The following is a 12780-nucleotide window of genomic DNA, read 5'->3' as shown; positions in this document are numbered from 1 at the left end:
CGATGGTCACGTCCGGATTGTCCGTGCGCAGGCGCATCGTCACGTCGCGATCACTCTGAATCCAAAGATCGTCGGTGCTGACATCCGTTTCCGAGGGATCGGCGAGCGCCGTAACGAATGAGCAGTGCCGGGTTGCCGTCGTTGGATGCCAGGGCGATGCCCGCGTCGTTCCACCAGATTGTTTCATAAATGAAGTTTGCATTGGGTTGAACCTCGTCGATGTCCGCACGGACCGAGGTGCCGTAGGCGGCTCCGGCCAAGACCAGAAGCAGAAGGGCAATGTTCACCGGCGAGATCGACAAGGGGCGGCGGATGGTCATGGTGGAAGCCCTGCGGGCAAGGTGAAGAAGCTGCACGGCCAGCGTTGACCGGTCTTGGCCAGGTCAGGCAGCTTCGGCGCCAGTACGAAAACCGCCTCGCGCTGGCCGGACTCGGCGGGCAACCCGACGGGTGCCTGATCACCGATCGAGAGTGTGGTCGCGGCGGTGTCGATCAGGCCGCGCTCGATCCCGGGCAGATGGATGCCGAACGCGGTCTGCGCCGTGCCGCCGCGCGCGGCGATTTCGTAGATCAGCTTCAAATCGGTGACCTCGTTGTGGGCATTGAGGATTTCCACGACCCGATAGGCCATCACCAGGTTGTTCATGTGCGGTCGAACCGGCAGACGGCTCGCTCCGCGCCCCGTCCGAGGCATGCCAGGGCGACCGGAAGGGCGAGCGAGATCGTTTCGGAGGCGGTTTATCGATTTTTTGCCACGATGGTCTTGCGGTACTCCTTCAGGACCTTGCCATAGTAGCCACCACCCAGAAAGACGGTCAGGCCGGTCATGATCAGGCCGACTGCCGGCGGCGATGCCTTCTCGAGGCGTGCCGCGGAACCTTTGACTTCGCCGATTTGTGCGAGTCGTGCTCGCACCACCAGCCAGGTCGCGTCGCAGATGCCGGCCAGATACTCGGTGTCTGCGGAGAGGCGAATCGGGGCGGCGTCGATGAGCACCATGTCGTATTGCGCATCCAGCCGATCGAGCACGCGGGGTAGACGGCTGCAGTCGCTCAGGTGTTCATCGACCGAATCCCCGGTGCGGATACGGTCGGGTAGGGCCTCGTCGCCGGGAACGATGGCGAGGGTGGGATCAAGGTCGTCCGACAGGATGTCGAGAAGACCCGGTCGATCCGGCATCGTTCGGTAGCGCGAGTCCGAGCAGAAGAGGTTCGCTTCGACCACGACGGCCCGTAGGCCTTGACGGTCCAGCTCGCGTGCCAAATCAAGCACGACGGTGGTTGAGCCGCAACCATCGCGAGCCGCGGTGATCAGGAGACGGCGCACACCGTTCGCGTCGCGCTCTCGCTTCAGCGCGAGGGCGAGCCGTCGCATCTGATCGGCGAGCAGGGCCCGGTGAGCTGGATCCCGGGAGGGCTCCAGGAAGGACCCCAACGGCGGAAAGCCCACGAGCGATTGCACCTGCCGACTTGTCTGAACGCGCCGGTCGAGCAGGTCGACCGCAATCGCCGACACCAATCCCAGGATGCCCCCGAGTGCCGCGAAGACCACGGCAAGCTTGGTGCGACCGCCGCTTACCGGCAGGATCGCCGGCATGGCCCAGGTCGAGACCCGGATAAAACCCGGTGCGCTGGCCTCGATTTCCAGAAACTCGATGCGGTCGTCGATCGCATCCAACGCCTTGCGCTCGCGCGTGATCTCGTTGCTTGCGTCCAGTGCATCGTTGTAACGGGTCGCGAACCAGGCGGCCTGATCCTGTTGCTCGCGAAGCTGCGCACGCAGGACGTCCTCGACCGCGGCGCGCTCGCGTACCTGCGCCCTGCGCTCCTCGAGCAGCATGACCGATTTTTCGGCGATCAATTGGGCCGAGGCGCTTTGGACCTCGTTCTCCAGATCATCGAGCTCGCGCTGCGCGATGCGTCTGACGGGATGATTTTCCGTCAGCCCCGTGGTTTGCTCGAGAACCTCGCTGCGTCGCTTGTACAGATTGGCCTTGAGGCTGTTGAGTCCGGGATCCTTGGCGGCGATCTCGCTGGCCGCTGCGTTCAAGGCCGCACGGGCGGATTCGCCACCGGTCGCGGCGTCGTAGGTCGCCAGCTCGGCGTCCGCCTCGATGCGTGCGCGCTCGGCCTTGAGGACGGCACTGGTGCTCTCGATCAAGAGGGTGTCGTAAGGGTTGAGCGAGCCCTCGACGAAGGTGGTGACCCCGAGGACCTGAGCAAGCGCGTTGCGTTGCTCCGTGAGTGCTTTGATACGCAGGACGTGCGCCTTGCGGCGTTCGGCGAGGATCTCGATGCGATCCTCTCCGGCATAGATCTCTTCCTTTTTCGCCTTTTCCAGATAGACCGTCACGACACTGTTGACGATCTCGTCGAGCCCGTCGGCGTTCTCGGACTCGAGGCTGACGGTGATCAGATAGGTATCTCGGACATCGCGCACTTGGAGTTGCTGCTGCAGGCGTTCGGTCGCTTCCCGCTCGGACTCATCGGGCCTGCGCCAAACGGCGGAGGCGCGCTCGCCGAGCCGCGCGAGCGCCTCGGAGACGATATCGTATCGGTTGATGGTTCGCGCCTGCTGTTTCAAGAACTGCTGAAACTGGGAAAAGGACTGGAATTCCAGCTCTTTGGAGTCCTCCAGGATATTGGCGAACCGGGGTGCGACGTAGATGACCGCCGTGGCGCGATAGACGGCGGTGCCCTTGATATAGGCGACATAGGTTCCGCCGATTGCGACGACGAAGGCGACCAGGACAATCAGGAGCTTATGATTCCAGATGCTGTTGAGCGGCTGGAAGGCACCCGAGGAGGCAGGCTGAGTGGGCGGTGCGCTCAAGGACGCCCTCCCGACGGGCACGAGGGTTGCGCTGGCGCACTACGAATGTCGACCCGGCTGGTCACTGGGTGCCTGCGAGCTGATTGATGACCAGGAGGGAGCTGAACGGATTGATCTGCTGCAGGATGTAACCGACCTGCGAGATTCCGCTACGTGGGACATAAACGATGTCGCCCTCCTTCATCGCGACGTTCAGTCCCGGATCCGGTTTCAGGATTTCCATAAACGAGAAAGTGAAATTGACCCGATCCGCCGGACGAATGACGTGGATCCGATTGAGATTCGCATCCCGGGTCGGGCCACCTGCCTGGCTCAGGGCATCCAGGAACGACATCTGGGGTGTCAGTCGATAGACACCGGGGGTCTCGACCTCGCCGAGGACGTAAACCGGTGTATCCGTGGAATCCGGGATATAGACGATGTCGTTGCGCTGTAATCGGATATTCAACGACAAGTCGCCGGTCAGCAGGCGCGCGACATCGACCCAGAGGATGCTGTCGCCGCGAATCACGGCGCAGCGTGTCAGGAGCTGTTCGGGACGCAGGAGCGGAAGGCCGCCGGCCTGGGCCAGCGTCTCGAGTAGATTCGGCGGCGTGTCGAACTGCAGCACGCCGGGATTCTCGACGCGCCCGAGAACGACGATCCGATTCGACCCGTAGCGCGTGACGCCGACCGTGACCGACAGATCGAGATAATAGGGTGCAAGCGCCTCGACAACATGGGCGGCGGCCTCTTCCCGGGTTAGGCCGCCGATGAGGATAGGACCGGCGAAAGGGACTGTGATGATGCCGTCGGGTCCGACGAGATGCGGTCCGGAAATTTCGGGTCGGGCCGCCACCGAGACGACGAGCTCGTCCCCGGGACCGAACCGATAGACCGGCTCTCCTGCTTGTTCAAACTGCTTGAGGAGTTCAAGGCTGGATGCCTCGATGCGACGCTCGGGCACCTCGAAGTTCGATGCTGCAGGCTCGGTGGATCCGGGAACGACTTCCCAACTGCCGCAGCCGCCGAGGGTCGAGGCGATGAGAAGGGTCAGCGCTGCCCCGATCCATCGGCATCCGAGGAACCGCTCGACCAAAGATACGTCCGGCTCCTCGACCGGGTGTGCGTGGGTGACCCCGTTCATCCTGGCGGGTAGGTGCCGAGCGCTGCCGGCCTAGCCCATTCGAGCGGCGGCGACCTCGGCGTCGTCGAAGATCTCGAAGACCTGTTGAAGGCGGGTCAGCTCGATCAGCGCCCGAACGCTGGGGGTCAGTCCGGCCAAGGAGACGTTGCCGTTGCTGCCGCGCGCTGCCTTGAGCGCGGAGATCAACACCGAGAGGCCGCTCGAATCGCAGAAGGTCATCTCCGACAGGTCAAGGACGAGGCGCGCGTCACCCCGCTCCAGGACTTCAAGGATCTCTTGTCGAACGGCCGGCGCCTCGGCGGCGGTTAAGCGACCGGCGATGGCGACGCTGTCGACTTGGCCGATCTTTCGATGGGTAACGGTTGCCTTCATCCTCATGTGCTCCAGCGGTCGGGCGGTTGGTTTCGCCTCGGAATCCGAGCGTTTGCAGAGCGTCTGCCGCGCAGGTCGTCGTGGGCTCGAATCAGGTCGGCATCCAAGGTGGGGATCCCTACTCGATCTGCCTTTCCAGGTGTTCCTTTACGCGCGCAAGCTGGACGTGTGCCGCGGCCGCCTCTGCCTCTGCGCCGGTCAGCACCCCCGAGCGACCGAGGGCCTCCAGATGCTTCGCGCGTTCCGAGAGCGCCAGTGCGCCGAGGGCGGCGGAGCTGGACTTGAGCGTATGGGCCGCGCGGTGGACCGAATCCACATCGCCTTTGGCGATGCCTTGATCAATTTGATCGAGCAGGTCGACTGAATCCTTGAGAAAACGCCGCACCAAATCGGGAAAATCGTCCTCCATCAGATCACGAATGTCCTCAAGGACATTTGTGTCGATGACGATCTCGATCCGATCTTCTCCTGAACCTGACATACTGTCTATCCAATATCGGTTGTGGTTGCGGCGTGAGACGCCGGGCGCGGGTTCAACCTAGATTCGGCAGTTGACTGCTTCGTGCCCCATGCAAAGGTTTGACGCGGTCGACGATCGTGGACATCAACTGCCGGATTTTGGGTTGAACGATTCGAGACCCTGCGATGATCGGCTCCGCGGGCGGCGCGCCGATCCGAGCAGCTCTGACGTCGGTGGTGTTCGGTTGCGGGGCGAGGCTCGCTCCTAAGGATAGCGCTCTGCGAAGACGTTGGGCAGTGTCCTTGGTCACTTTCCGCGGCAGCGGGCCCGAGCCCGCTGCCGATCGGTCATCGCCGTTGGAGCACCAGTAGCGAGATATCGTCCTCGATCTCTCCCGCTCCGCGCCAACTCCGCAAGGTCTCGTCGAGGCGCGTCGTCAAGGTCGCCGGAGGCGCATCGATGCAGTCGCCGGTAAGGCCGATGAGACGCTCGAGCTCGAAGCTCTCGCCCTCGGCGTTGCGACAATCGGTGATGCCGTCGGAGTAGAGGATGAGTCGGTCGCCGGGTTCCAGCGTGAAGGCGACTGAATCGTAGGAAACGCCTTCGAGCATCCCCACGGCGAATCCGCCGTGTCCGACCCGTTCGACACGCCCGTCGCGGCGGACCAGGAGCGGATGGGGATGGCCGGCCTGACAGAGCTCGCCGTGCCCTGAGTCGGTGTCGATATAGCCGTAAACCATTGTGAAATAGGGTGCGTTGTCGCCGGATTGGAATCGCCGGTTGAGGTCGCCGACGACGGCATCCGGGGCTCTGACGCGCATCTCGCCTCCCGACCGAGCGACCAGGTGACCTTCGCTGAGCTCCGCGGAAAGGGTTCGACTCAGGGTCACGGACATCATTGCCGAGGGCACGCCATGCCCCGCGACATCGAGGTGATAAAACCCGAGATCGCGGTCGTTCAAACGGAAAAAATCGAAGATGTCACCGCCGATCTCGGTTGCGGGCAGGAACAACCAAGCTAAGGCTACGGCGGGCGACACGTTCGGATCCTTCGGCAAGAGGCTGGCCTGCAGGACCGCAGCGGCACGCAGGTCCTGCTCGATCCGGTCGAGGGCGGCGTGGAGCTTGCCGTTGGTGTCTTCGAGCTTGCTGTTGCGCGAGGCGAGTTGGCTTTCGAGACTCAAAATGCGCTCGGCGGCACGCAGCCGCACGCGCAGCTCCTCGAAATTGAACGATTTGGTCAGAAAATCGTCGGCACCCGCCGTCATGCCCTCGATCAGGTCGTCCTTGTCGTCGCGGGCGGTCAAGAGGATGAAGTAGACGTAGTGGTCCCACTGCACGGCGCGGATCCGTCGGCACAGCTCCAGTCCGTCGATCTCGGGCATCATCCAGTCACTGATGACGAGACGGATCGTCTCGCGCTCGAGGATCTCCCACGCCTCGCGGCCGTTGCTGGCCGTCACGACCTCATGCCCCCAGCGTTTGAGCAGGCGCCCGAGGATCTCCCTCGCATCGCTTGCATCATCGGCAATCAGGATACGCATGGTGGCTGGTCGGTTTCGCCGAGGATTTGGTCAAAGCGCCTTATACCATAGGCGCGGAGGTCAGGGTTGGGGGCGGTTTCCCGCCGCTGGGATCGGCCTGCGGGTCCGACCTCGGGCGTGCTCGTCGAGCGCGTCCGAGGTCGGTTCAGTCATCCGCCCAATGACCCCGGCGTGACCGAGGTCAGTTTCCAGATGTCGCGGTTGTACTCCGCGATGGTGCGGTCGGAGGAGAAGTGACCGCTGTGGGCGGTGTTGAGGATACTCATGCGCAGCCAGCGCTCGCGGTCGCGGTACGCCGCCGCGACCTCCTCTTGGGCGTCGACGTAGCTGCGGAAGTCCGCGGCGGTCATCCAGGGGTCATGAGCGTTGCGAATCGAGAGGATGATCTGATCGAAGATGCCCGGCTCGAACTGGTTGAAGTGTCCGGATTCGAGCAGACTCATGACCTCGAGTAGCGCGGAGTCGCCGGCGATGATGCCGTTGGGGTCGTAGTGAGAGCGGCGTGCCTCGACCCCGGCGGCGGTTAGGCCGAAGAGGAAGAAGTGGTCATCCCCGACCTGCTCGCGGATCTCGATGTTGGCCCCGTCGAGTGTCCCGATGGTGATGGCGCCGTTCATCATAAACTTCATATTGCCGGTGCCGGAGGCCTCTTTGCCGGCAGTCGAGATCTGCTCGGAGAGATCCGTGCCGGGCGCGATGACCTCCATCAGCGAGACGCAGTAGTCCGGGATGAAGGCAACCCGCAGCAGGCCTTCGGTCTCCGGGTCGCCGTTGATCGCGCGGGAGACATTGTTGACCAGTTTAATGATCTGCTTGGCCATCTGGTAGCCGGGTGCCGCTTTGCCGCCGATCAGGACGCAGCGCGGCGTCCAGTCCCGCGTATCGCCCCGCTTGATGCGGTTGTAGAGGTGGATCACGTGCAGGACGTTGAGCAGCTGACGCTTGTACTCGTGGATGCGCTTGACCTGCACATCGAAGAGTGCATCGACGGGGAATGAGACCCGGCAGACCTGCTCGACCGTGGCCGCAAGGCAGCGTTTATTGTCCTGCTTGATTTGATGCCAGCGCTCGCGGAAGTCCGCGTTCTCGGCGTAGGGCACGAGGCGTTCGAGCTGGCCCAGATCACGCACCCATTCGGTGCCGATGGTCTCGTTGAGCAGCTCGCGCAGCCCGGGATTGCACATGGCCAGCCAGCGGCGAGGGGTGACGCCGTTGGTCTTGTTGTTGAATTTCTCGGGCCAGAGCTCGTAGAAGTCACGGAACAGACCTTCGACGAGCAACTGGGAATGCAGGCCGGCAACGCCGTTGACCGAGAAGCTCCCGACGATTGCCAGGTAGGCCATCCGGACCTGTGACTCGTATCCTTCTTCGATCAGCGACATGCGTCTTTGGCGATCGTTGTCGCCCGGCCAGCGGGTCGCCACCTCGCCGAGAAAGCGGGCATTGATCTCGTAGATGATTTGTAGAATCCGCGGAAGCAGCCGCTCGAAGAGCCGCACGGGCCAGCGCTCGAGGGCCTCGGGCAGCAGGGTATGGTTGGTGTAGGCCATGGTCTTGCGGGTGATGGACCAAGCCTCGGTCCATTCCAGACCGTGGTCGTCCATGAGTTGACGCATCAGCTCGGCGACCGAAACGGCTGGATGAGTGTCGTTGAGCTGGAAGCAGTTCTTCTCGGCAAAACCGGTGAAATCCTTTCCGTGCAGACGGATCCAATCGCGCAGCACATCCTTGATGCTGGCGCTGGCGAGGAAGAACTGTTGGCGCAGGCGCAGCTCCTTGCCGTTCTCACTCGCATCGTTGGGGTAGAGCACCATGGTGATGTGCTCGGCCGCGTTCTTCTGCGCGACCGACTCGGGGTAACTGCCCGAGTTGAACTCGCCGAGATCGAACTCGTCGGTCGCGGCGGCCTTCCAGAGCCGCAGGGTATTGATGGTGCCGTTGTGATAACCGGGGATCGGGATATCGTAGGGGACGGCGAGCACGTCGTTGGTGTTGACCCAGCGCACGACATCGCGCCCGTCGTTGTCCTTGTGGGTCTCGGTGTGTCCGCCGAACTGGATACGTTGGGTGAACTCGGGGCGCTCCAATTCCCAGGGGTTGCCGTCGCGTACCCAGTGATCGGGTTCTTCGATTTGATGACCGTTTTCGATCAGCTGCCGAAACATCCCGTACTCGTAGTGCAGTCCGTAACCTCTCACGGGAAGCTGCAGGGTGGCGCAGGAGTCGAGGAAGCAGGCCGCGAGCCGGCCGAGGCCTCCGTTGCCCAAGCCAGCGTCGGGCTCGTTGCCGGCGATCTCCTCCAGAGAGATACCCAGGTCGTACAGCCCCTTGGCGGCCGCATCGCTGACGCCGAGATTCAGCATCGCGTTGGAGAGGGTGCGTCCCATCAAGAACTCCAGCGACAGGTAATAGGTCCGCTTGCAGCCCGCGTCTTCATAGGCATGTCGCGTGCCTTTCCAGCGCTCCATGAGACGGTCGCGCAGTGCGATCGCGAGCGCCTTGTAAGGATAGTAGGCGGACTGACAGTCGCGATCCCGACCGAACGTATAGGCGTAGTAGTGCTGGAAATCGCGTGCGATACCCTCCGGGCTCATCGGCAGCGGGGGGAGGTCGAAGAACTGCTCGTTCGGTCGGGCACTGATGATGTTTTTAAACGGTGACATGGCGCCGCTGGATCCTTGATCGGTTGGGGTTGAGCTCGATCCGAGGTGCCGGTTCGCAGCGGTTGCGAGAGGCGTGAACAGCTCGGTCGAGCGGAATCGGTCGCTGGGTGAAGGTCTCCTTGACGGTCTCGTCGGGTCAATTAAGCAACTATCGAGCCTGCTCGATTGCCTCGTTGACCTCGAGCCAGGCCTCCTCGGTCGCTTCCAGGTCGGCGTTGACCTGGCGTTGCTCGTCGAGCAGGGCGAGCAATCGCGCCTTGGCCTCTGAGGCATAGAGGTCCGGATCGGCGAGTGACTGCTCAAGCGCCGCGCGACGGGCTGCAAGCGCTTCCATGCGTTTCTCCAGCGTCTTCTCCTGCTTTCGCAACGGCTGCAGGGTCTGACGCGACTGTGCCGCCTGACGACGCTGTTGTTTGCGCTCGTTGCCGTCGGCCGCGGCGCTCGATGCGGCGCCGGTCGGGCGTGTTGTCTCGCCGCTGCGACTCGGGTCGTTGTTGGCCAGCCAAGCGGGGTAGTCGTCCAAATCTCCGTCGAACGGTCGCACTGCACCGGCATCGACCAGGAGCAGCGTGTCGGCGGTGACCCGCAGAAGGTGACGGTCATGAGAGACCAGCACCAAGGCCCCATCGAAGCCCTGTAGGGCTTCCGTCAAGGCATGCCGCATTTCCAGGTCCAAATGGTTCGTCGGCTCGTCGAGCAGAAGCAGATTGGGCCGCTGGCGGATGATCAGTGCGAGCACCAGCCGTGCCTTCTCGCCGCCCGAGAGCGGGCCGACCGGGCCGAGTGCGCGATCCCCTTCGAAGCCGAATCCGCCCAGATAGCTGCGCAAAGCCTGTTCGGTCGCGTTCGGATCCTGACGCCGCAGATGGCCGAGCGGGCTGTCGTCGAGGTGAAGCTGATGAATCTGGTGCTGGGCGAAATAGCCGATCTTCAAGGCCTGGGCGCGCTCCACACGCCCGATCGACGGGGTCAGCTCGCCGGCCAAAACCTTGATGAACGTCGACTTGCCGGCCCCGTTGCGCCCCAACAGTCCGATGCGATCCCCGGGGTTCAGGCTCAGCCCAACCCCCTCGATCACGGGCCGTTCGCCATAGCCTGCCGCGACCTCGTCCAGGCGCAAGAGCGGGCGCGGCAGACTCTCGGCCGGAGCAAACTCGAATCGAAAGGGCGAGTCGACATGCGCCGGCGCGATCAGCTCCATGCGCTCGAGCGCCTTGAGTCGGCTTTGCGCTTGACGTGCCTTGGTGGCTTTGGCCCGGAAGCGCTCGACGAAGCTGCGCATGTGCGCGATCTCGCGCTGTTGGCGCTCGCTCGCGGCTTGCTGTTGGGCGAGCCGCTCGGCGCGTTGACGTTCGAAGGCGGAGTAGTTTCCAGCGTAGAGCGTCAGCTGCTGGCGGTCGAGATGCAGGATGTGCCCGGTGACGGCGTCGAGGAAGTCGCGGTCGTGCGAGATCAAGAGCAGCGTTCCCGGATACGCCTTCAACCAGCCTTCGAGCCAGATGACGGCGTCGAGGTCCAGGTGGTTGGTCGGCTCGTCGAGCAGCAGGAGGTCCGAGCGGCACATGAGGGTACGCGCCAAGGCGAGACGCATGCGCCAACCGCCCGAGTAACTGTTGACTGCACGGCGCTCGTCGCCGGGAGCGAAGCCGAGCCCGTGCAGAAGTCTCGCCGCCCGGCTTTCCGCACCGTAGGCGTCGATCGCCTCCAGGCGTCCCAACAGCTCCCCCTGACGCAGTCCATCGCCGGCCGCCTCGGCGCGCGCCAGCTCGGCCTGGATCCGGCGTAGCTCCGCGTCGCCGTCGAGTACGAAATCGATCGCCGCACCCTCGCTGTCCGGGGTGTGCTGGGCGACATGGGCGACCTCCCAGCCGGCCGGGATCGTGGCTTGGCCGGCATCGGCGTGGAGCTCCCCGAGTAACAGTGCGAAGAGGCTCGATTTTCCGCAACCGTTGTAGCCGACCAGGCCGACTTTTTGACCCGGATAGACGGTGACATCGGCCCCCTCGATCAAGAGGTGCGGGCCGCGGCGCAGGCTGAGTGTTTGGAGCTGGAGCATGGTCTCGAGTCTAAACCGCGCCCAGCGCGGTACGTGATGTTTTTGGGTGGGGTCGGCCCCGGTAGACATGAGAATAGTCGGGGCTGGCGCGGTTTAAAGCTTTGAAAAAATTTAGAATATTAAACCGCGTCTCCAGCAAGGGTGGTGACGTCCTCAAGGCCGAATACATGATGACAATGACGCATGTCGCTCTGGACGCGGTTTAGGTGGGTGCCGGATTGCCGCGGTCGAGCCGACGGTAACCGATTGCTTCGCCGAGATGTCGCTGCTCGATCCGCGCGAGTCCATCGAGATCCGCGATCGTCCGAGCCACTTTCAGGATCCGGTGGTAGGCGCGCGCCGAAAGGGCCAGGCGGGTGATCGCCTGCTGGATCATGTGTTGGCCGTCGGGTTCCAGGGCGCAGTCGCGCTCGATCTCGGCGGGTCCGAGGGCATGATTGGCCTTGCCCGCGCGCGCGATCTGGCGGGTCCGTGCACCATCCACTCGGCTGCGCACGAGCGCTGTCGTCTCCCGCGTCTCCGAGGCGGATTCGCCAAGCCGAGAAAGGTCCAGTCTCGGGACCTCGACGTGCATGTCGATCCGGTCGAGCAGCGGCCCGGAGATGCGTCCCCGATAGCGTCCGACCTGGTCAAGTGTGCAACGGCAGCGCCCGCTGTTGTCGCCGAGATAGCCGCATGGACAGGGATTCATCGCGGCGATCAGCTGGAATCGCGCTGGAAAGCGTGCTTGTCGTGCCGCCCGCGAGATGTCGATATGTCCGGACTCCAGGGGCTCGCGCAAGACCTCCAGGACCTTGCGGTCGAATTCGGGCAACTCGTCGAGGAACAAGACCCCTTGATGCGCGAGCGAGATCTCGCCCGGCCGCGGGTTGCTGCCGCCGCCCACCAGCGCGACGCCCGATGCCGTGTGGTGCGGCGAGCGAAACGGGCGCTCGCGCCAGCGCGCCGGGTCGAACAGGTCGCGGTCGCTCACCGAGCGGATCGCCGCCGCCTCCAGCGCTTCGTCCTCGCTCAGCGGCGGCAATAGTCCGGGGAGGCGGTTCGCCAACATCGACTTTCCGGTGCCGGGCGGGCCGATCAAGAGGAGGCTGTGGCCACCCGCGGCGGCGATCTCCAGAGCCCGTTTCGCATGCTCCTGACCCCTGACCTCCGCGAGGTCGGGATAGACGGGCTCGACGAAAATCCGTTCGCTCGCCTCGAAGGTCGGCAGCACACGCGCACCGTTGAGATGCTCGCAAACCTCCATGAGATGCCGCGCCGGTCGGATGTCGAGCCCTGAAACCAGCGACGCCTCGGCCGCATTCTCGGCCGGCAGGATCAGCTCGCGGCCCGCCTCGCGTGCCGCCACGGCGACGGGCAAGACGCCGTTGACGGGTCGCAGGGCTCCCGAGAGTGCCAGCTCCCCGATCCATTCGTACTGCTCGAGCCGCTCGGTAGCGATCTGTCCGGAGGCGCCGAGGATGCCGAGCGCGATGGGAAGGTCGAAGCGCCCGCCCTCTTTCGGCAGATCAGCGGGTGCCAGGTTGATGGTGACCCGGCCCATCGGAAACTGGAATCGGCCGTTCAGTAGTGCGCCGCGCACCCGGTCCTTACTCTCTTTGACCGCCATTTCCGGCAAGCCGACCATCGAAAGGTAGGGCAGCCCTCCTGAAAGATGGACCTCGACCGTTACTGCGGGGGCATGGATACCGACCCGCGCACGGCTGTGCAGGATGCAGAGGGCCACG

10 protein-coding genes are annotated in these 12780 nt (G+C 63.9%); all 10 read right to left on the bottom strand.

The annotated features are described in order from the left end of the window. Window positions 1–50: 50 nt before the first annotated feature. Complete coding sequence (locus LT988_RS11980) at window positions 51–320, bottom strand: hypothetical protein (protein ID WP_232410356.1); 270 nt, start codon at window positions 318–320, stop codon at window positions 51–53. Further along, a complete protein-coding gene (locus tag LT988_RS11975; RefSeq protein WP_232410355.1) occupies window positions 317–646 on the bottom strand; it encodes an LruC domain-containing protein in 330 nt (109 codons plus the stop codon). Before LT988_RS11975 ends, LT988_RS11980 begins: the two co-directional genes overlap by 4 nt. Before the next feature lie 92 nt (window positions 647–738). Continuing rightward, window positions 739–2832 carry a GumC family protein gene (locus tag LT988_RS11970; RefSeq protein ID WP_232410354.1) on the bottom strand — a complete coding sequence of 698 codons (2094 nt, stop codon included), beginning with the start codon at window positions 2830–2832 and terminating at the stop codon, window positions 739–741. Window positions 2833–2893: 61 nt separating this feature from the next. Beyond that, complete coding sequence (locus LT988_RS11965; protein ID WP_232410353.1) at window positions 2894–3958, bottom strand: SLBB domain-containing protein; 1065 nt, start codon at window positions 3956–3958, stop codon at window positions 2894–2896. Between the two features lie 30 nt (window positions 3959–3988). Next, entirely contained in the window at window positions 3989–4330 is a 342-nt protein-coding gene (locus LT988_RS11960; protein ID WP_232410352.1) for an STAS domain-containing protein, read from the bottom strand. A 118-nt stretch (window positions 4331–4448) separates the two neighbouring features. Then, the gene (locus LT988_RS11955) at window positions 4449–4811 is read right to left on the bottom strand and encodes an Hpt domain-containing protein (RefSeq protein ID WP_232410351.1); all 363 of its coding nucleotides are present in this window, start codon (window positions 4809–4811) and stop codon (window positions 4449–4451) included. Between the two features lie 326 nt (window positions 4812–5137). Then, window positions 5138–6334 carry a PP2C family protein-serine/threonine phosphatase gene (locus LT988_RS11950; protein ID WP_232410350.1) on the bottom strand — a complete coding sequence of 399 codons (1197 nt, stop codon included), beginning with the start codon at window positions 6332–6334 and terminating at the stop codon, window positions 5138–5140. A 149-nt stretch (window positions 6335–6483) separates the two neighbouring features. Further along, window positions 6484–8997: a glycogen/starch/alpha-glucan phosphorylase gene (locus LT988_RS11945; RefSeq protein WP_232410349.1), complete on the bottom strand. Its 2514-nt coding sequence runs from the start codon at window positions 8995–8997 to the stop codon at window positions 6484–6486. Window positions 8998–9145: 148 nt separating this feature from the next. Next, window positions 9146–11053: an ATP-binding cassette domain-containing protein gene (locus LT988_RS11940; protein WP_232410348.1), complete on the bottom strand. Its 1908-nt coding sequence runs from the start codon at window positions 11051–11053 to the stop codon at window positions 9146–9148. Window positions 11054–11255: 202 nt separating this feature from the next. Beyond that, window positions 11256–12779: a YifB family Mg chelatase-like AAA ATPase gene (locus tag LT988_RS11935; protein WP_232410347.1), complete on the bottom strand. Its 1524-nt coding sequence runs from the start codon at window positions 12777–12779 to the stop codon at window positions 11256–11258. Between the last annotated feature and the right edge of the window lies 1 nt (window position 12780).

It is taken from the genome of Thiocapsa bogorovii (genome assembly GCF_021228795.1).
GTDB classification, from domain to species: domain Bacteria; phylum Pseudomonadota; class Gammaproteobacteria; order Chromatiales; family Chromatiaceae; genus Thiocapsa; species Thiocapsa bogorovii.
Note: the sequence above shows the minus strand (reverse complement) of the source record. Positions and strands in the feature narration are given on the sequence as shown.

Coding starts and splice junctions, on each gene's coding strand:
- LT988_RS11980 (WP_232410356.1), bottom strand. CDS start 320: ATGACCATCCGCCGCCCCTTGTCGATCTCGCCGGTGAACATTGCCCTT.
- LT988_RS11975 (WP_232410355.1), bottom strand. CDS start 646: ATGAACAACCTGGTGATGGCCTATCGGGTCGTGGAAATCCTCAATGCC.
- LT988_RS11965 (WP_232410353.1), bottom strand. CDS start 3,958: ATGAACGGGGTCACCCACGCACACCCGGTCGAGGAGCCGGACGTATCT.
- LT988_RS11960 (WP_232410352.1), bottom strand. CDS start 4,330: ATGAAGGCAACCGTTACCCATCGAAAGATCGGCCAAGTCGACAGCGTC.
- LT988_RS11955 (WP_232410351.1), bottom strand. CDS start 4,811: ATGTCAGGTTCAGGAGAAGATCGGATCGAGATCGTCATCGACACAAAT.
- LT988_RS11950 (WP_232410350.1), bottom strand. CDS start 6,334: ATGCGTATCCTGATTGCCGATGATGCAAGCGATGCGAGGGAGATCCTC.
- LT988_RS11945 (WP_232410349.1), bottom strand. CDS start 8,997: ATGTCACCGTTTAAAAACATCATCAGTGCCCGACCGAACGAGCAGTTC.
- LT988_RS11940 (WP_232410348.1), bottom strand. CDS start 11,053: ATGCTCCAGCTCCAAACACTCAGCCTGCGCCGCGGCCCGCACCTCTTG.